The 21,066-nt window shown below is 32.0% G+C and carries 19 protein-coding genes and 1 other annotated feature; of the genes, 2 read left to right on the top strand and 17 right to left on the bottom strand.

Annotation, left to right across the window (positions count from 1 at the left end; all coding sequences use genetic code 11):
* Positions 1–112: 112 nt before the first annotated feature.
* From greA to sal(B), 15 genes are all read right to left on the bottom strand, one after another.
* Positions 113–589, bottom strand: coding sequence for a transcription elongation factor GreA (gene greA / locus LQ682_RS09345; RefSeq protein ID WP_016998523.1), 477 nt, complete (start codon positions 587–589; stop codon positions 113–115).
* A gap of 29 nt (positions 590–618) precedes the next feature.
* On the bottom strand, positions 619–1,242 hold the full coding sequence (gene udk, locus LQ682_RS09340; protein WP_016998522.1) for a uridine kinase: 624 nt from the start codon (positions 1,240–1,242) through the stop codon (positions 619–621).
* Entirely contained in the window at positions 1,242–2,510 is a 1,269-nt protein-coding gene (locus LQ682_RS09335) for a peptidase U32 family protein (RefSeq protein WP_239724148.1), read from the bottom strand. The genes udk and LQ682_RS09335 overlap by 1 nt, the downstream gene beginning before the upstream one ends.
* A 23-nt stretch (positions 2,511–2,533) precedes the next feature.
* Complete coding sequence (locus LQ682_RS09330) at positions 2,534–3,457, bottom strand: peptidase U32 family protein (RefSeq protein WP_103268853.1); 924 nt, start codon at positions 3,455–3,457, stop codon at positions 2,534–2,536.
* Positions 3,454–4,098, bottom strand: a complete 645-nt coding sequence (locus LQ682_RS09325; protein ID WP_064204508.1) for an O-methyltransferase — start codon at positions 4,096–4,098, stop codon at positions 3,454–3,456. The genes LQ682_RS09330 and LQ682_RS09325 overlap by 4 nt, the downstream gene beginning before the upstream one ends.
* A 190-nt stretch (positions 4,099–4,288) precedes the next feature.
* Positions 4,289–5,404, bottom strand: a complete 1,116-nt coding sequence (gene mltG, locus LQ682_RS09320; RefSeq protein ID WP_147640724.1) for an endolytic transglycosylase MltG — start codon at positions 5,402–5,404, stop codon at positions 4,289–4,291.
* An 84-nt stretch (positions 5,405–5,488) separates the two neighbouring features.
* Positions 5,489–5,794, bottom strand: coding sequence for a DUF1292 domain-containing protein (locus LQ682_RS09315; RefSeq protein WP_239724146.1), 306 nt, complete (start codon positions 5,792–5,794; stop codon positions 5,489–5,491).
* A gap of 22 nt (positions 5,795–5,816) precedes the next feature.
* Entirely contained in the window at positions 5,817–6,245 is a 429-nt protein-coding gene (gene ruvX / locus LQ682_RS09310; RefSeq protein WP_016998516.1) for a Holliday junction resolvase RuvX, read from the bottom strand.
* Positions 6,238–6,507, bottom strand: coding sequence for an IreB family regulatory phosphoprotein (locus LQ682_RS09305; protein WP_016998515.1), 270 nt, complete (start codon positions 6,505–6,507; stop codon positions 6,238–6,240). Before LQ682_RS09305 ends, ruvX begins: the two co-directional genes overlap by 8 nt.
* 67 nt (positions 6,508–6,574) lie before the next feature.
* Entirely contained in the window at positions 6,575–9,205 is a 2,631-nt protein-coding gene (gene alaS / locus LQ682_RS09300; protein ID WP_103268855.1) for an alanine--tRNA ligase, read from the bottom strand.
* A 42-nt stretch (positions 9,206–9,247) separates the two neighbouring features.
* Positions 9,248–9,415, bottom strand: a binding site (T-box leader).
* Between the two features lie 38 nt (positions 9,416–9,453).
* Positions 9,454–11,826 (bottom strand): SF1B family DNA helicase RecD2, encoded by a 2,373-nt coding sequence (gene recD2, locus LQ682_RS09295; RefSeq protein WP_103268856.1) that lies wholly within the window; start codon positions 11,824–11,826, stop codon positions 9,454–9,456.
* Between the two features lie 2 nt (positions 11,827–11,828).
* A complete protein-coding gene (locus tag LQ682_RS09290) occupies positions 11,829–12,494 on the bottom strand; it encodes a tetratricopeptide repeat protein (protein ID WP_239724145.1) in 666 nt (221 codons plus the stop codon).
* Positions 12,495–12,581: 87 nt separating this feature from the next.
* Positions 12,582–13,691 (bottom strand): tRNA 2-thiouridine(34) synthase MnmA, encoded by a 1,110-nt coding sequence (mnmA, locus tag LQ682_RS09285; protein WP_064204504.1) that lies wholly within the window; start codon positions 13,689–13,691, stop codon positions 12,582–12,584.
* Positions 13,684–14,832: a cysteine desulfurase family protein gene (locus LQ682_RS09280; RefSeq protein ID WP_239724144.1), complete on the bottom strand. Its 1,149-nt coding sequence runs from the start codon at positions 14,830–14,832 to the stop codon at positions 13,684–13,686. Before LQ682_RS09280 ends, mnmA begins: the two co-directional genes overlap by 8 nt.
* 59 nt (positions 14,833–14,891) lie before the next feature.
* The gene (gene sal(B) / locus LQ682_RS09275; protein ID WP_239724143.1) at positions 14,892–16,517 is read right to left on the bottom strand and encodes an ABC-F type ribosomal protection protein Sal(B); all 1,626 of its coding nucleotides are present in this window, start codon (positions 16,515–16,517) and stop codon (positions 14,892–14,894) included.
* Positions 16,518–16,831: 314 nt separating this feature from the next.
* Here sal(B) and LQ682_RS09270 point away from each other — a divergent pair, with 314 nt between their 5' ends.
* Positions 16,832–17,839 carry an LLM class flavin-dependent oxidoreductase gene (locus LQ682_RS09270; protein ID WP_064204501.1) on the top strand — a complete coding sequence of 336 codons (1,008 nt, stop codon included), beginning with the start codon at positions 16,832–16,834 and terminating at the stop codon, positions 17,837–17,839.
* Between the two features lie 62 nt (positions 17,840–17,901).
* Here LQ682_RS09270 and LQ682_RS09265 read toward each other — a convergent pair whose 3' ends face one another.
* Both LQ682_RS09265 and cymR read right to left on the bottom strand, forming a co-directional pair.
* Entirely contained in the window at positions 17,902–18,636 is a 735-nt protein-coding gene (locus LQ682_RS09265; protein WP_182093980.1) for a trypsin-like serine peptidase, read from the bottom strand.
* Between the two features lie 195 nt (positions 18,637–18,831).
* A complete protein-coding gene (gene cymR / locus LQ682_RS09260) occupies positions 18,832–19,251 on the bottom strand; it encodes a cysteine metabolism transcriptional regulator CymR (RefSeq protein WP_182093981.1) in 420 nt (139 codons plus the stop codon).
* Between the two features lie 91 nt (positions 19,252–19,342).
* Here cymR and LQ682_RS09255 point away from each other — a divergent pair, with 91 nt between their 5' ends.
* The gene (locus LQ682_RS09255; RefSeq protein WP_182093982.1) at positions 19,343–20,611 is read left to right on the top strand and encodes a replication-associated recombination protein A; all 1,269 of its coding nucleotides are present in this window, start codon (positions 19,343–19,345) and stop codon (positions 20,609–20,611) included.
* Positions 20,612–21,066: the final 455 nt, after the last annotated feature.

Below are 21,066 nucleotides of genomic sequence, written 5' to 3'. Positions count from 1 at the left end.
ACTATTTAAATTAATACTTCACTATAATAACATGAATTAAATCAAAACAAAAAGGCTGTTTATACATTTAATGGAAATGCATAAACAGCCTTTTTATATTTTGTAAAAATATTTAGTCTATTTTTACTATTTTAACTTTCATTTCATTACCATTTGGTAATGGAACATTTACTTCTTGATTTAATTTTTTACCTATTAATGCTTTAGCAATTGGAGATTCGTTAGAAATTTTACCTTCAAATGGGTCTGCTTCAGCTGAACCTACTATTTTGTAGCTTTCTTCTTCGTCGCCTGGTATTTCTGTAAAAGTAACTGTTCTACCAATTTGAATTTCATTTTTAGCACCATTATCTTCGATAATTTGAGCGTGACGAATCATATTTTCTATTTTTTGAATTTCTTGTTCAATAAAGCCTTGCTCATCTTTTGCTGCATCGTATTCTGAGTTCTCAGATAAGTCACCAAAGCTACGAGCAACTTTTATTTTTTCAACGACTTCTGGTCGTTTAACTGTTTTTAATTCTTCTAATTCTTGTTCTAATTTTTCAAAACCTTCCTGTGTCATAGGAAATTCTTTTTGTGTTTCCATTCTTCCATCTTCCTTTACTTTGTAATTATTTAGATATTTTGGACTAATGATTGAATCTTAGTCGTCATGATGTCTATTGCAACCTTATTACTACCACCTTCAGGGATAATGATGTCTGCATATTTTTTTGTAGGTTCTATAAATTGAATATGCATAGGTCTAACAACTGATAGGTATTGATCTATTACTGAATCCATTGTACGTCCACGCTCTTTAATATCTCTCGTTAAACGTCGAAGTATTCTAAGATCAGCGTCAGTATCAACATAAATCTTAACATCCATCAAATCTCTTAAATCTTCATTTTCTAAAGCGAATATACCTTCAAGTATAATTACATCTTTAGGTTCGAACCTAATTGTCTTATCACTTCTAGTATGATTTGAATAATCATAAGTTGGAACTTCAATTACATTTCCCTCTTTAAGATTTTTTAAATCATTCACTAACCTTTCGTTATCGAAAGCAAATGGATGATCATAATTTGTCTTCAACCTATCTTCAAAAGACATATGTGATTGATCTTTATAATAGTAATCTTGTTCAATTAAAGCAACACTATATCCATCTAAATCTTTCATTATCTCGGATGTTACAGAAGTTTTCCCTGAACCAGAACCCCCTGCAATACCTATTATTGTTGTCTTTCCCATCAAACTAATCCCTTTCTCATCATATTATTTGGGTATATTGGATGATCCACTTTAATTTGTATTATTTGTAGTGGATGTCTCGCTGCATCTAATTCCACGCCATCTTCGTCATATATTTTATCAATAACTTGTGTGAAATTATCAATTTCAGGTCCAAAGAATTCAATTTTCTGACCAGGCTTAAAATAATTTCTTTGTTGAATAGTTGCAATTTGTGATTCTGGGTCATAGTCTATCACTAAACCACAAAAATCAAAAGGTGTTTTTTTATTTGCTTCGCGGCCAAACATTTGCTCTTCAAAATGAGGGACACCTTCAAAGAATGCTGGAGCTGTATCTCTATTAGCACATTTATCAAGTTCAACTAACCATTCTGGATCAATTTTAAAGTTCTCTGGATCTTCAGCGTAGCTATCGACAACTTTTCTGTAAACGGATACAACTGTTGCGATATAGTGCATAGATTTCATACGACCTTCAATTTTTAAAGAATCAATACCGATGTCCATCATTTTAGGTATAGATTCGATTAATTTCAAGTCTTTTGGACTCATTGCAAACGGTGTTGTATCTTCATCGCCAAAATAAGGCTCTAATTCGCCATCTTCTTCAACTGTTATTAAATCATAATCCCAACGGCAACTTTGACAACAACCACCTCTATTTGAGTCTCTCGCTGTCATATGATTGCTTAATGTACATCTGCCAGAGTATGCAATACACATAGCACCGTGGATGAAAGTTTCTATTTCAATATCTACTTTTTCTTTCATTTCACGCATTTCTTCAGCACTAGTTTCACGAGCTAACACGACTCTTTCTAAGCCTTCTTCTTTCCAATATTGAACAGCGCGATAATTAGATAATGACTGTTGTGTACTTAAATGAATTTCTAAATTAGGCGCAACACGTTTACATGTTTCAATAATAAGTGGATCGGCAACTATTATGCCATGAGCACCTGTATTACTTAATCCTTTTAAGTAATCTTCCAAGCCTGGAATATTCTCATCATGAGCAAATATGTTTGTCGTAACGTATATTTTAGCACCATATTTATCAGCAAACTGAACACCTTCAGCTATCTCTTCCATAGTGAAATTATCAGCATTAGATCTCAACCCATATTCTTGTCCACCTAAAAAGACAGCGTCTGCACCATAATGGACAGCAATTTTTAATTTTTCTAAATTGCCTGCAGGTGCTAGTAATTCTGGTTTTTTCAATTTTGATTTACGACTAGCGCCAATAGGTTCTAATACTTTCATTTTAATCATTCCTTTAATCTAACTTAGTAAACTGTTTGTTTAAATAAGAAACCTTGATCCATTGGACGATGATCTTTTTGAACATCTTCAATAGGCTCTAATAACATAAATTTTTCATCTTCATACAATTCTGGGTCTTCGTAATATAAATCGATGGCTTGTCTATACTGCTCTGTAGCTACATTTATATATTCTTCTGTTTGTAAAACACCATCAATTTTTAAACTGTCAATATTTGCTTCTAATAGCTCTTCTAAATCTTCAATTAAACAAATATCATTAGGACTCATAATATGCGTACCATTGCTATCTTCATAAATTGGATATTTATTACTTCGTTCTTCATCATACAATAGCATATCTTTATTTTCTTCTCTGTTTTCTATCTTCATTACTTTATCTTGATACATAAAGTAATTACCTAGCAGTTTACGTTTAGATTGGAACATACATGTCATTCCATGAACTTGCACTTCTATTTCCACATTGCTGTTTTTCTTTATTTCGATTACTTCTTCTATGCTTAGTTCACGTGCAAGAACTGCTCTATTAGCACCGCGTTCTCCCCAATAATTACATTGGAAATGATTTGTGACAATAGTTTCAGCATTCCAATTTAAAGGTATTGGGTTCTCTTGTTCTTTTACTGCCATCAATACTGCAGGATCTCCAAAAATAATGCGGTCAACGTTTAATTCATGTAATAAATCAATATATGCTTCTAGATCAGCTATATGTTCATTATGAAAAATAGCATTTACAGCTACATATGCTTTTTTACCATGTTCATGAATAATTTTAATAGCCTCACGTAATTCGGGTTCTTTAAATTCTCCTGCTAGTCTTAAGCCAAATTTTTCTTCACCAATGACAAACGCATCTGCACCTAATTCAATTAAAGTCTCAATGTGGTTGATTGACTTAGGCGTAACTAGTAATTCTGTCATACTTCTAACTCCTTTTTAGAAATAGCTATGCCATCTCCTACGTTCATTAAAGTTGTCTTATAGTCTTTGCGATTTATTAACCACTCATTATAATTTTTAACTTTTTTAACCATTTGTCTTACATTTCTACTTCTAACAATATCGATATCACTTACAAATCCATGATATAAAATATTATCAGTAATAATGACCCCATCATTTTTTAAAAATGGCTCATATAGCTCGAAAAACTTTTGTGATTGAGCCTTAGCTGCATCAATAAATATCATATCAAATTTAATTTCATTTGGAATGAATTTTTCTGCTTTTAAAGCATCAGCGAAAATGGGATGAACTTGATTTTCAAAACCATATTGTTTTATATTGCGAGCAGCTAGCTCATACATTTCTTCATTTCTTTCAATAGTCCAAACTTTAATATCGTTATGACATGAAGCGAAATGCATTGCACTATATCCAATAGCTGTACCAATTTCTAAAATATTTTTAGCTTCTTTTATTCTAATAATTTGTTTTACAAATTCGGTCGATATCTTATCCATAATTGGGACATTATGTTGAGCAGCATACGGTCTCAAATCATCAATTTGAGATGAGTTTTGAAATAACAATTGTTCAATATACTCTATATCTTTATCCATGTCATGACTTCCTTACACTTGAATATAATAAAAAACCCAACTAGTTTATATAACTAGTTAGTATGTCTCACTCATTTATTTATATGGTTTTATAAACATTAGATATTTTATCACATAATGACATAAATAGTAAGAGTAAATTTAAAACAAGAACGCTTATAATCAGTTTCAGCGTTCTTGCTTTAATATTTTATTTAGATTGGTTTTCTTTTTGTTCTTTTAAACTAGATGAGAATAATACTTTACCACTATTGTTTTTTGTAAAATAATAGTAATCCGTATCTGGTGGATTAATTGTTGTACTAGCTGTTTCTTCAGAAATATTGCTTATTGGTCCAATTGGAATACCCTTGTGTGTATAAGAGTTATATTTGGAGTCATTATTAAAGTCACTTTCTGACAAATCCTCATTTGGTTCTTTTCTAACTGCATATCTAACAGTCGCGTCAGAATCTAAAGCACTTTGCGGGTTATTTTCTATTCTGTTTATTAATAACGAAATATATCTTGATTTGTCAGTTATCTTCTTCATTTCCGACTCAACTATTGAAGATAATGTCATACATTCATGGAATGTAATTTCAGTTTCTTGGTAGTTTTTTGTTATCTTAAAAGCACCATTGTCTTTATATTTCTTAAATGTAGTGTCATAAGTATTCTTCAACATTTCATCTATAATATCATCTAATGATACATCACTTTCTGAATATTGATATGTATTCGGAGCTAAATACCCTTCTAAAGGATATCTAATATCTTTATTCATTATCTCGTCAGTTAACATGTCAGGATATTTTTTTTGGAATTTCTTTATGTAGTCTCTATCCCGCATTTTCTTCTTAAAAGTTTCTCTTGATATTGAAGTGTTCTCTTCTACTACTCCCGCTATTAGTTCAATTGTAGAACCTTCTTTTATTTCAAATTGAACTGCAGTTTTTAAATAAACTTTACCAGATTCTAAACTTTTCGCTATTTCTTTGAGCGTCATAGATGGCGAAAACTTATATTCACCTGCTTGAAAGCTAGAAATATTATTTAATTTTAAATAATATTTGAATGTCGTAGCGTTTCTTATAATATTTTTATCTGCAAGTTGGTGACTTAACGTTTCAGTCGTAGTATTTGGATTAACAGTTATGATAATTTTTTCATTGCTGTCAGCATTTACTGGTCTCGTATTTACTCCTGCAACAATTAACCCTATTAAAACTGTTAGTATAAATAATAAGAAAAGGATGACTAAAATCGTTAAACTTATATACTTAGATAACAACCTTGCATCTTTATAAATACTATTTTTCTTCATAAGCCACTTTTACTCCTTAGATAAATAAATTGTCCCTAATGATTATATCACATTAGGGACAAAGTGTACTATTACAAGTGAAGTTTAGATATCATCCATTTCAGTGTTTACGATTTCTTCAATCATATCCCACTCTTCATCTGTTTCAACTGGTAATAATTTCCCGCCTTCACCGTCATCATTAGCTTCATTAATCATTGGAATCAGTTCAATTTCTTCGTCTTGATCCGAACCTTCTTCTGCTAAGATGATATATTCTTTTTTGAATTCAGGATGGTAGAATTCTAACACTTTACGATAAAGAACTTCGTTCTTATTCTCATCGATTAAAGTTAGTAATTCCTCTTCGTTATTAATTTCTAAATGTCCTTCATGATTTTGTTCACTCATTATTAATTCTCCTCTGTATGCGTTATTTAATAGAATCCAAATAACCTTGTAATATAAATACTGCAGCCATTTTATCTATTACTTTTTTTCTTTTTTTACGAGATACGTCCGCTTCAAGTAATGTTCGTTCAGCGCCGACAGTACTTAATCTTTCATCCCACAATTTCAACTTCAAATCAGGTCTTTTCTTCTCTAATAATTCTTTAAAGTAGATGGAAGCTTCACCACGTGGGCCGATTGAATTATTCATATTCTTAGGCAATCCAATAATGACAGTGTCAACATCATATTGATCTATAATTTTGATTAATTCATCAAAGCCAAAATCTTCTGTTTCTTCGTTAATTTGGAGTGTATCGATACCTTGAGCTGTCCATCCCATAGCGTCACTTACAGCTACACCTATAGTCTTACTTCCAACGTCTAAACCAATTATCCTCTTGTTAAGCATTGAATTCATTTTCTTGCTTTAAATAAGTTGATACTAGTTCTTCCATTATATCATCTCTGTCTAAGCGTCTTATTTGATTTCTAGCTTCATTGTGTCTAGGGATATACGCAGGATCACCAGAAAGTAAATATCCAACAATTTGATTTACTGGATTATATCCTCTTTCTTCTAAAGTGCGATAAACATTTTGTAGTACTGTTTTGACATCTTCTTTTGGAAATTCATCATAATTAAATTTCATTGTTTTATCAAAATTATTCATCTTTTTTTACACTCCTTAACTCCATTAACTTAGTATTAATTATATCATATTCCTTTAATACTTAAAATTATAGAGTTTTAATGTAGTTTTTAACAAACTGTAATGCTTCTGTTACTTTGGAAGGATCAGTACCGCCACCTTGTGCCATATCAGGACGACCGCCACCTTTACCATTTGTAATTTGAGCAGCTTCTTTAATGATATCTCCTGCTTTAACTTTATCTGTTAATGATTTTGGAACTGAAGCTACTAATGATACTTTTTCGCCGTTAACACTTGCTAACAACAATACGGTATCTTGCATTTTTGATTTATAGTCATCCATAATTGTTCTCAATACTTTTGGATTTTCTGCTTCAACTTGTGTAGACAATACTTTTATACCGTTAATTTCTTCTACACTTTCTTCAATATTACCTGTTTTTAAATCCGTAATAACTTTATTTTTATGTTGAAGTTCTTTTTCTAAGTCTTTAATTTGTTGTTGAATTTGATCAATTTTTTCTATTGTTCTATCTTGCTCTTTTACTTTAACATGACTCATTACATCGTTAAGAATTTGCTCTGTTTCTTTTAATGTTTCGTATGCTACCTTGCCAGTTACTGCTTCTATTCTTCTTACACCTGCACCAGTACCTGATTCTGAAACGATTTTAAACAATCCAATTTCGCTTGTGTTTTGGACATGTATACCACCACAAAGCTCAATAGAGAATGGCGACATATCTACAACGCGTACAATATCACCGTATTTTTCACCGAATAATGCCATTGCACCTTTTTCTTTAGCTTTATCGATAGACATTTCTTCAATTTGGACTGCAATGTTTTCCCAAATTTTTTCGTTCACTATTTGCTCTATTTGTTCTAATTCTTCAGCAGTTACTTGTCCAAAGTGAGAGAAATCAAATCTTAATCTTTCGCTTTCAACTAGTGAACCAGCTTGGTTAACATGATTTCCTAATACTTCTTTTAATGCTGCATGTAATAAATGGGTAGCAGAATGATTTTTTGTAATACTTCTTCTTTCATCTTTATTTACAAATGCATCAACTGTAGTGCCTACATGAACTTGTCCAAATGTAACATGACCAGTGTGTAAGTTTTGACCATTTGGTGCTTTAGTAACTTCTGTCACTGCAATTTCGAATTGATCATGTCTAATGATTCCTGTATCGGCAACTTGTCCACCAGAAATTGCATAAAATGGCGTTTCTCTTAAAATAAATTGTATCGTTTCTCCACTTTCTGCTTCTTCACATATTTCGCCGTTTAGAATAATATCTGTGAGTTCTGTTTGTATTTCTGTTTTATCATAACCAACAAATGTGCTCGGTGTTGTTAATTTACTCAACACTTCATTTTGAACTTGCATAGATTGCGTTTTTTGACGAGCTGCTCTTGCTCTCTCTCTTTGCTGACGCATTTCATCCGCAAAGCCTTCTTCATCTATTGATATACCTTCTTGAGTTGTGATTTCTTCTGTTAACTCAATTGGGAAACCGTAAGTATCATAAAGTTTAAATGCATCTGAACCTGATAATATATGATTATTCTCTTTAGCTTTAAGCATCATCGTGTTAAGAATCGCAAGACCTTCTTCTAAAGTTTCATGGAAACGGTCTTCTTCTGATTTAACTACTTTCTTGATGAAATCGCTTTGTTCTTTTACATTTGGATAGTATGGTTCCATTATTTCTGCAACAATATCAACTAGTTTATATAAGAATGGTTCATTAATTTTTAAACTTTGGCTAAAACGTACTGCTCTTCTTAATAACCTTCTTAATACGTATCCACGACCTTCGTTAGCAGGTAGTGCGCCATCACTAATAGCAAAACTAATCGTTCTAATATGATCAGAAATAACTTTGAATGCTGTATCTTGTTCTTTATTTTCTCGATATTTCAAACCACTAATAAGTTCTACTTGTTCAATAATTGGAATAAATAAATCAGTATCATAGTTTGTTGGAACATCTTGAGCAATAGATGTCATTCTTTCTAGACCCAATCCCGTATCAATATTTTGATTAGGTAATGGTGTATATGTGTGATCACTATTATGGTTAAACTCACTGAATACTAAATTCCAAACTTCTAAGTAACGCTCGTTTTCTCCACCTGGATACATTTCTTCTTCAGGATCTTCTTGTCCATATGTTTCACCGCGGTCATAAAAGATTTCAGTATTAGGTCCAGACGGTCCTTCACCTATATCCCAAAAGTTACCTTCGATTCTAATAATTCTACTCTCTTCCAAACCAATCATGTCACGCCACAAATCATAAGCTTCTGTATCTTCTGGATGTATCGTAACGTACAGTTTTTCAGGATCCATAGCCATCCAACGTTCGCTTGTTAAAAACTCCCATGCATATTGAATAGCTTCTTTTTTGAAATAGTTACCAATTGAGAAATTACCTAACATTTCAAAGAATGTATGATGTCTTGCCGTAAACCCTACATTTTCAATATCGTTTGTACGAATTGCCTTTTGAGCGTTAACAATTTTAGGATTTTTAGGTATTTCACGGCCATCGAAATATTTCTTCAATGTCGCAACCCCAGAATTTATCCATAATAACGTATCATCATCGATAGGTACTAAAGGTGCTGATGGTTCAACCATATGCCCTTTTTCTACGAAGAAATCAATGTACATCTGTCTTATTTCACTAGCTTTTAAATTTTTCATTCAAATCACTCCTCAAAATAAATAAAAAACGCCCATCCCTAAAAAAGGGACGAACGTATCGCGGTACCACCCTAGTTATGACACAATGTCATCACTTTAAGTTTATTTGATTATAGTTCAAAGAAGCAGCGTTCAATAAATAATGTCATGTTTTTCACCAACCAACATGTCTCTCTAAGCGATTATTTATTTACTCCTCTTCTTTTCTTATTCTATTTGATTATAAGCAGAGTTATTTTGTATGTCAATTATTTCATGAAGTCATAAGGTGTTTTATTTTGCATGTTTATCATTGGATCAATTTCATACATATTTTCTTCTGTCAGTATCAAATTTTTGATTTCAGTTGGTTCCTCTGTATCATCATTACTAAAATACAGTTTAAGTTTTGTATCGAAAGACGTCATACGTCCATTTCCTAATGTTTTAATACCTTGATTAAAAGCATTTTCCTCACCACAGACAACTAAAGACTGTTTTGCTCTTGTTAAACCAGTATATAAAATGTTTTTCTGTAACATTCTAAAGTATTGTCTAACAATAGGCATGATAACAATCGGAAATTCCGAGCCTTGTGATTTATGAATTGAACAACAATATGCATGTGTAACCTCTGATAAATCTTGTTTCGTGTAAGTTATTTCATTTCCCTCATAATCAACGATAATAACATCTTTCCCTAAAGCATTTTCTTCAGCTTTATATACGCCTATAACAACACCAATATCACCATTAAACACGTTATCGTCCGGTCTATTAATAAGCTGTAGTACTTTATCCTGTTCACGATACTCTACTTCACCGTATTGTAAAAACCTTGTTTCTTCAGTTTTAGGATTTAAAATGTCTTGAAGTAATTGATTTAACTTATTGATACCAGCTGGACCACGATATATTGGCGCAAGAACTTGAATATCTTGCATATTATATCCTTTTTTAACTGCACCTTGAACAACTTTTTCAACGACTGAAGCAATTTGGTTACTGTTACAACTGATAAATGAGCGGTCATGATGTTTTTCATTAATAGAAACTGGAATATTATTTTTTATTTTATGTGCTAAATCAATGATTGATGAACCTTCTTGTTGCCTATATACTTCTGTTAAGTTCACACGTGGAATGACTTTTGAATCAATTAAATCTTTGAATATTTGACCAGGTCCAACTGAAGGTAATTGATCTTCATCACCTACAAAAATAATTTGCGCATAATCAGGTACTGCTCTTAAAAATTGGTACATTAACCATGTATCAACCATAGACATTTCATCCAATATAATTAAATGAGCATGTATATCATTATCTAATACATCATCAGGTTGAGTATCTTTACTCCAACCTATCAATCTATGGATAGTCATGGCTTCTAAACCAGTTGATTCACTTAATCTTTTAGCTGCTCTTCCTGTTGGAGCTGCTAAAACTATTGGAAAATCAGTTCCTTCTTGATAATCATCATAATCCAAACTAACGCCATGAATTTCAGAATATAGCTCACATATTCCTCTTATAACAGTCGTCTTACCTGTACCAGGACCACCTGTTAATAACATCATTTTATTATTGATGGCTGTTTCGAGTGCATTCTTCTGCCCTTCAGCATAAGAAACGTCATTCATGTCTTCTATTTCACCAATATGAAGTTGTAAATCACTTTTTTCAATTTCTTTTAAATCTTCTTGGTGTTGATACAATCTATGCATAATTTGAACACTTTTAGCTTCTGAGTAATATAAAGATGGCATGAAACAATTATTGTCTTCTATTATAATTTTACTTTCTTCACTCATCTCAACCATAACATCATTAATTTGCTCTTTTGCTACAACTTCAGGTTGGTTATGATTTAATAATTCATATGCACCATTGATCAAAATATCAATCGGTAAAAATGTATGACCGTTTTGTAACGATTGCTGATCTAAATAGTAATTCACACCCGCCACAACACGTTCATTATGGTCTTTTGAAATACCAATTTGTTCAGCGATTTGGTCTGCTCTTTGAAAACCAATACCATTTATATCCATAACTAATCGATAAGGAGACTGTTTTATGATGTTCATTGTTTCTTCTTTATACGTTTGATAAATACTCATGGCTAGTTTAGGTCCAAACCCTAATTCATTTAACTTTATCATGATGCGTTCTATCGCTTGATTTTCTCTTATAGATTCTACTATAGTACTACGTTTTTGTTTGTTTAATTTAGGTATTTCTTCTAATACATCTGGATCATCCAATATTTTTTGTAGTGCATTTTCACCCAATTTATTGACGATTGTCTCTGCAGTTTTCTTACCTATTCCTTTAAATAAATCACTGGACAAATAATGAATGACACCTTGTTTCGTTTGAGGTAATTCTTTCTCGAAAGTGTCAGCTTGAAGTTGCTTTCCATATTTAGGATGTTCAATAACCTTACCTTTAAAAAGATAAGTTTCACCTTCTACAATTTGAGGAAAATACCCTACTATAGTGACTTCATGGTCAAAATCTTCATTTGAATCCATCACATCAACTTTTATAACAGTGTAATAGTTATCACTATTTTGAAATAATATTCTAATAACTTCACCTTTAACATGTGAAAGATCAAATAAAGATAAATTTTCCAATGCTAGTCCTCCTCTGACATTTGTTCAAACATTTTAATTGCGTGTCCACTTAATAAATGGTCCGGTTGTATCTCTACTGCTTTATTGAAGTATTGTAACGCTTCTTCAGCATCTTCATTTTTCATATATTTTGCTAATCCTAAATTATATAATGCATCCACATGTTGTGAATCTTTTTCAAGCACATTTTCTAATTGCGTAATGGCTTCTCCAAACATTTCTACTTGGCAAAGTGTTAAACCATATTGAAAAGCTATTTCTAAGTCATCTGGTTTTAGTTCATGAGCTCTCATAACGTATGGCATTGCTTCAGTATGTGCTCCTAATTCGTTAAAACACATGCCTAACATAAAGTTAGTATCTGAATCATTTAAACCTTTTTGAATAGCAAATTGATATAATTTAACAGCTTCATCAAATCTTTGTTGATTGTAATATAAATTCGCTAAACTATAATATGCACCACCGTGCTCTTCATTTATAGTAATAGCTTTTTGGAAGAATTTTTCTGCTTTTTCTATTTCATCCGCTTCAGCCAAAATAGTACCCGCATTAATGTAATTCGTCACTTCATTTGGATTCTCTTCTATATTTTCAAATAAACATTTGAGTGCTTCATCAAATTTTTTATTTTCTATTAATTCTACGATTTGATTTTCGTTATGCATGATTTAACTCCTTTAAAATTATCATTGACTACCATTATAACAAAATTAAAAAGAGGTGTATCTTAAAAGATATCACCTCTAAAAATTTTATACCATATAGTCTAATTGCTTTTCAGTTTTATATACTTCATCAATTGTAGCGCCACCTAAACAAACTTCACCATCATATAATACGACAGCTTGTCCAGGTGTAATTGCTCTTACTGGTTCTTCAAAAATGACTTTAATTTGGTTATCTGAAATTTTTTCTACTGTAACATTTGTATCTTTTTGTCTATATCTAAATTTTGCAGAACACTGAATTGGTGTGCTGAAATCTAATTCATTGATGAAAGAAATATCAGAAGCGATTAAGTAATCACTATATAAAGCTTCATGGTGAAAGCCTTGTTCAACATATAACACATTATCTTTAAGGTTTTTACCTACAACAAACCATGGATCTCCGTCTCCGCCAATTCCTAGACCATGTCTTTGTCCAATTGTATAATACATTAAACCAGTATGTTCTCCCATATCTACGCCTTCAAGTGTTTGCATTTTACCATTTTGAGCAGGTAAATATTGAGATAAAAATGTTTTAAAGTTTTTTTCGCCGATAAAACAAATACCCGTAGAATCTTTCTTTTTAGCAGTTGCTAAATCTTGTTCTTCTGCAATTTTTCGTACTTCACTTTTTTCTAATTCTCCTAATGGGAACATAACTTTAGAAAGTTGTTCTTCTGTTAATTGGTTTAAGAAATAAGTTTGGTCCTTATTATTGTCTACGCCTCTAAGCATTTCTACTTTATCGCCATCGCGTCTTACACGAGCATAATGACCTGTAGCAACATAATCTGCTCCAAGTTTTAAAGCATGATTTAAAAATGCTTTGAATTTAATTTCTTTATTACACATAACATCAGGGTTTGGTGTTCTTCCTTTTTTATACTCATCTAAGAAATACGTAAACACTTTATCCCAATATTCTTTTTCAAAATTTACTGCATAATAAGGAATATCTAGTTGGTTACATACTGCAATAACATCATTATAGTCTTCAGTAGCTGTACAGACACCATTTTCATCAGTGTCATCCCAATTTTTCATAAATATGCCTACGACATCATAACCTTGTTCTTTTAATATATGCGCAGTTACAGAACTATCTACGCCCCCGCTCATACCTACGACTACACGGGTAGATTGATTATTCATTTTCTTCCTCCTTAAATTGATGATATATTTTCATAATTGCACTTACAATATAGTTAATCTCTTCTTCAGTTGTCTCTAATCCAAAACTAAATCTTACAGATTTTTTCGTTCTTTCTTCATTGCCAAACATCGCTTGTAGTACATGAGATGGTAGTGTAGATCCAGCTGTACAAGCAGAACCACTTGAAACATAAATATTAGACATATCCAATAACGTAAGCATTGTTTCAACTTCTATAAATGGAAAGTATAAATTCGTTATATGGCCGGTTGTATCTGTCATACTTCCATTAAGTTCAAATGGTATCGCATTTTGTTGTAATCCTACGATTAAATTTTGCTTTAAATTCATTAAGTGTACATTTTGGTAATCCATATTTTCATTAGCTTCAATTATAGCCGTTGCCATTCCACAAATATAAGGAACATTCTCAGTACCTGCTCTTCTCTTTAGTTCTTGTTCTCCACCTTGAATAAATGTATTAAACTGAATATCCTTTTTAACAAGCAAAGCACCTATACCTTTTGGACCACCAAATTTATGAGCTGTAATACTTAGCATATCCATAGGCATTTCATTAAAATCAATAGGCATATGTCCAATTGCTTGAACAGCATCGACATGGAATGTAATTTCTTGTCCTTCAATTATTTCGGCAATCTCATATAAAGGTTGAACAGTTCCAACTTCATTATTAACAAGCATAATTGAAATTAAAGTTGTATCTGGTCTAATGCTCTCTTTTAAATGTTCTAAATCTACAACACCATTTGGATGAACATCTAAATAAGTGACTTCAAATCCTTCACGCTCAAGTTCTTCAAAGACATGCAATACAGAATGATGCTCTATACTGCTTGTGATAATATGCTTTCCTTTATTTTCTTTTTTTCTCGCAACGCCTTTTATTGCCGTATTGTTTGCTTCTGTCGCACCACTTGTAAATATAATTTCATTTGGTTGAGACCCTAAAACAGATGCAATGTCTCTTCTCGCTTGATCTAAATATTTCCTCCCATCTCTACCTATAGAATGTATAGAAGATGGATTTCCATAATGCTCTGATAATATTTCTGTTATTTTTTCAGTAACAATAGGTTTTACTGGCGTTGTCGCTGCATAATCTGCATATACTTTCATCTTGAACGTCCTTTCTTAGTTTTCAATGTCACTATTCTAGCACCATTTTATAAAATTGACTAGAAGTCTGTTTCTTTATTTCTTTCATCTGTATATAGCTCTAATATTTTTAACTCATCCTTCATCGATTCAGCATCAATAGGTGTATTAATAGATACATTTTCATGAATGAGCTTACAGTTTTCAATCTTCCAAACTTGGTCTCTTATTTCATCTTTAAAAATTTCATCATGCGACACAATAATTACTGCACCATTAAAACTTTGGATTAATTGTATGATTTTCTCTTGCATACCAATATCAAAATAATTAGTTGGTTCATCTAAAATTAAGATGTGTGGGTTAGAAAAATATAATTTTACAAATTGTAACCTGCACTTTTCTCCCATTGATAACTGACGAACTTTATCATTCATCCTGCTTTTATCAAAATAAAAACTCGCTAAAATAGTCCTCGCGTCTGTTATCGTCATATTCTCAATATCCATAACTTCTTCTAATACCGAGTTGTTTGGGTTTAAATTTTGAAAATCTTGCGAGAAGTATCCTATGTCTAAGTCAGGGTGCTTTTTGACAGCTCCACTCATTGGTAATAAGTTACCTAAAATTAATTGTATCAATGTAGATTTACCGGACCCATTTTTACCTTCTATAATTACAGTTTGATTTCTCTTTATTTCAAAATAAGTGTCTTTAAAAATTTCACGACTCTTATATGAAAATGAAACATTTTCGAATCTTACTAAATAATGTGATTTAAATTCATTATTTTCTATAGAAAATAATGAATTTTCTTCTAACGGATTATCAGATTTTGATTCTTCTAATTTACGATTTAACTGATGTTCTTTTGATTTAAATCTTTTAGCTAATTTACTTAATTGTTTTTGAGCATATGGACTTCGAACAGAAGCTTTCTGAGCAGCGCTTTGATACCATTCTTTGTATTTCTTAATACTTTCTTCTATTGCTTTTTGTTCTTTCTGTTCTTTTTCATATTTTAATTTTTCTGTTTCAATTTCAATATCTTTTTGATTTTTATAATCATCATAATGACCTGAATATCGAGTTGCACCATCTTTTGTGAGTTCTAAAATAGCATCTGGTGTTTCATTTAAAAACTCTCTATCATGCGAAACGAATAGAATAGCTCTTTGTTCTGATTTAAAAGCTTTTATTAGCCACACTTTCATCTCTTTATCCATATGGTTAGTTGGTTCGTCTATTAATAATAATGGTGCATCTGATAAAATAACTTTTAAAAATGAGACTTTAGTTTGCTCACCACCACTTAAAGTGCCTATCTTTTGCTCAAAATGTGTTGATGATAATCCTAATTTATTTCCTTCAATAATAATGTTATTTTCAACGTTATATCCGTCTAATTCTATATAACTATTTAAAGAATCAATGTCAGATAAATCTTTTCTCAATCCAACTAACTTTGGATATGCAGACATGACATAATCCATAACATCAATATCATCATATTTACTTAAATCTTGTTCCATCATGGCTGTATCAATCAATTCATTTTTATGAATATGATGTAATAGCGTAGATTTACCAACACCATTAACGCCGATAATGGCTAAATGCTCATGGTCTTCGATATGAAATGACAAACGTTTTATAAGCTGTTTATTCTCAATTTCTAATGGTTTTTCTTCAAATAAAAATAGCATAATGTTGCCTCCCGACCCATGTATTACACATACAAGGACGCACCATTACACTATTCTCAGTAATGGTGGCTTATAATATTTAGACATATTTATCCAATCATCATTGTGTAATACAATGGTATTTTTACGTAATCAAATTAAGTGCGTAAAAATTATTGGATGTCCATGTCTAATATTGATGCCACCTTTCGCTAAATTTCCATATAGTATAACGAGAAGTTTTACATTAGTCAACTTTTAATGAGCAATTTCATAGAGCGCCTTCTTTACTATTGTTATACTTCGATTATATAAATAAGTAAGGAGAATTAAACATGCAATCACATTTCCCAATTTCTGCTTTGAATCTTGTTCCTTTAAGAAAAGGAGAATCAGAGCAAGAAGCGATTCAAAATATGGTACAACTTGCACAACATGTAGAAAAATTAGGTTACGAACGTTATTGGATAGCTGAACATCACAATGCACCTAATTTAGTAAGTTCTGCAACTGCTTTATTAATACAACATACTTTAGAACATACAGATTCAATCATGGTAGGTTCAGGTGGTATCATGCTTCCTAACCACGCTCCACTAGTCGTAGCAGAACAATTTGGTACAATGGCTACTATGTTTCCAAACCGCCTTAATTTAGGACTTGGTCGCGCTCCCGGCACTGATATGATGACTGCTTCTGCACTAAGACGTGATTCACATAAAGGTGTATATACATTCGGAGATGACATTAAACAATTATTAAAATATTTCGGTCCTGAAGAAGATCAATCATATGTAAGACCTTACCCTGGTGTAGATACAAATATCCCTATATACGTGTTAGGTTCATCAACAGATTCTGCACACTTAGCAGCTCGCCTTGGTCTACCTTATGTGTTTGCAGCTCATTTTGCACCACAACAAATGGCACAAGCTATAGAAATTTATCGTGATTTATTCGAACCATCTGAGTATTTAGATAAACCACGTGTGACAGTATGTTTAAATGTCATAATAGGAGAAACAGATGAAGAAGCAACATATTTATCATCCACTATGCATTTAATGTTCTTAGGTATTGTTAGAAATTCACGTTTACCATTACAACCACCAACAGATCAATTAGAAAATATTTGGTCACCTCAAGAAAAATATATGGCACAAGATAAAACAAACACTTCATTTATAGGTAGTGAAGAAACAGTTAAAAAACAATTTTTAGCATTCCAAGAAAAATATAATGTAGATGAAATTATGGCAGTTAGTTATATTTATGATTTAGATAAACAGTATAAATCATTTGAATCATTCAAAAAAGTAGTAGACGAAATATACAGTGAGTAAATTAGATATAAAAACACACAGTCCGAGACATTTTTAAATGTCTCGGACTGTGTGTTTATGTTCTATTTTAAATTATTATTAATATATTCTTGTACACTTGAATTGAATAGGACACCACTGTTATGTTCACCTGTAACACCACCATAATGAATACCAATCAATTCTTTATTAGCGTTAAATATAGGTGAACCTGAGTTACCACCGTATGTGCTTAAATCATATGTAATGCTACTGCCTGAAGCGGATAATACATTACCTTTACTTTCCCATAAAGTAGCTAATGGCTTGTCACCAGGATAACCTGTAACTGTAATTGGATCACCTTTTTTCACAGATGATGTATCTACTGGACTTGAAGGTTGAACTACATCACCAATAGACTGTCCTTTACTATTCTTACCAACATGGACCACAGCTAAATCTTCTCCATCTGGAGCAGTTGTGTAATCAGTAGCTGTGAAAGTACCAAACGGGTAATTTCCTTCGCCATTTGCTCCTGGTGAGAATTTCAATTGAGATGCATCACCATTCGTAAAGTCTACTACATGTTTATTTGTTAAAATTGTATTTTTACCTACTACAACCCCAGATGCTATAGACGTACCGCCTATATCAGCAAATGCAACAGATTGGTAATGTCCAGAAGTCGTGTCTGTTATTTGCGTGCGGTCATTATTAGGTAATATGACTCTTGGTTGTTTTGGTTCATTATGTGCATTTGCTTCTAATGGTGCACTAACTAAACCAACCATAATAACGGAGACTAAGGCCAACATAAATATTTTTAATCTATTCATTTAAAACACTCCTTTGTTGTAATGTACAATTATTTTAATATGAAATTAATATTCTAGGATAAAAATACCTCACTTTGATATTATTTATACCCAACTGTTAACTTTTATAGCAGTTTTTTTACAGTTGGGCACTGAAATCGTACACTTAGGCATAAAAAAAAGAGATTGAACGCTCGCGTTCAATCTCAATTATTTTTAAATATAGAACATATAACCTTCTAATTCATCTTGGTTTGTATAGTTCGCTAAATATTCTAAAGTCGTATTATCCAGCACTTCTTTAACAGCGTCACGTATTCTTATCCATAACTGTTGTTGAGCTGGAGATTCATCTTCTATTCCTTCGACTGGTGTAATTGGTCCTTCTAATAACCTTATAACATCCCCAGCAGTGATTTCAGATGGTGATTTTTGTAATTCATATCCCCCTTTTGCACCTCTGACACTTTTAATAAGACCAGCATTTCTTAATGGCCCTACCAATTGTTCTAAATATAAATCACTTAAATTATTTTCTTCGGCGATAGACTTCAATGATGTACATCCTTGACCATAACGCTTGGTCAACGATATCATTAGTGTTAAGCCATATCGTCCCTTAGTTGAAATTTTCATGTACTACACCTCTTGTTTTCTTTAAAAAGTATTGTTTAACTTATTTTATCATTTTTTTGACAGTTTGAGTAATTAGAAAGGTTGATCACAGATGAAAAACGAACCGTTAGCATATAGAATGCGTCCAAAAACGATAGATGATGTCATTAGTCAAAATCATTTAGTTGGACCTAAAGCCATTATTAGACGAATGGTAGAAACTAAAAGATTAACGTCTATGATTTTTTATGGGCCCCCAGGAATAGGAAAAACAAGCATTGCACAAGCTATTGCAGGTAGTACACAATATAAGTTTAGACAGCTTAACGCTGTTACAAACACGAAAAAAGATATGCAACTTGTCGTAGAAGAAGCTAAAATTTCTGGACAAGTTATATTACTGTTAGATGAGATTCATAGATTAGATAAAGCGAAGCAAGACTTTTTATTACCTCACTTAGAATCGGGCAAAATAGTTTTAATTGGTGCAACCACTTCAAATCCATATCATGCTATTAATCCAGCGATTAGAAGTAGAGCTCAAATTTTCGAATTATATCCGCTAGAAGAGGAAGACATTATAGAAGCTTTAAATCGTGCATTAAACGATGAAGAAAATGGATTATTATCATATCAACCTGAAGTAGATAAAGAAGCAATCGCTTATTTCGCACAAGCTAGTTATGGTGATGTAAGAAGCGCTTTGAATGCATTAGAACTAGCTGTATTAAGCGCAGATATCGAAAATGATACTCGACACGTTACGGTTGAAGACGCAAAAACATGTATACAAAAAAGCGCTTTTCAACATGACAAAGATGGTGATCAACACTACGATGTCATGAGCGCATTCCAAAAATCTATTAGAGGTAGTGATGTAGATGCTGCACTACATTACTTAGCACGACTTATAGAAGCTGGAGACTTACCTACTATAGCTAGGCGTTTATTAGTTATTAGCTATGAAGATATTGGTTTAGCTTCACCAGGCGCTGCAGCAAGAACATTATCAGCAATTGAAGCAAGTGAACGATTAGGATTTCCCGAAGCACGTATTCCATTAAGTCAGGCAGTTATAGAGCTGTGCCTCTCTCCTAAATCTAACTCAGCTATTACCTCAATAGATTCAGCATTATCAGATATTAAAAATGGTAAAGCAGGTCTTGTGCCAAAACATTTAAAAGATGGACACTATCAAGGTGCTAAAGATTTAGGTAACGCAATAGGCTATAAATATCCTCATAACTATGAAAATAGTTATGTAAAACAACAATATTTACCTGATACATTAAAGCATAAACAATACTACCAACCAAAATTAACGTCCAAAGCAGAACAACAGTTTGCAGAAGTCTACAAAAATTTAAAAAACAAAAACTAATATATAATAAAGTCATCTAGAATATAAACGGAGTCAACATTATACAAAATCGTAGGAAATATCACTCTAACAGGCTTGTTTATCATCACTAGCTCGTTATAAAATGTAACGGGCCTGTCATATGTTTCTTGCACGTTAGCGCTATGTATCGTATATATTTAGGGTGAAATTACATTGAAATGATGATAGATATTGCGCTAACGGGCTTGTATACAACCTCTAGCTCGTTAGAAAATGTAACGAGCTTGTCTTATATTTCTTGCACGTTAGAGCAGCGTATCAAGTCAAGTCCATATTTATGTGTAATATCTTTAGAAGTAATCAACCATTGGTTTTTTAGAATGTATTAACAAAATAAATCTGGTTGATTTTTAGCAGATTCATTTTGTTAATCTCTACTTATTTTTCAAAAATAAGTAGTAAGTTTAAGGAATAAAAGGTCTTTTAGCATTATC

The organism is Mammaliicoccus sp. A-M4, from assembly GCF_022386955.1.
GTDB lineage: Bacteria > Bacillota > Bacilli > Staphylococcales > Staphylococcaceae > Mammaliicoccus > Mammaliicoccus lentus.
The sequence above is the reverse complement of the archived record's forward strand: the minus strand, read 5'-3'. Positions and strand labels throughout refer to the sequence as shown.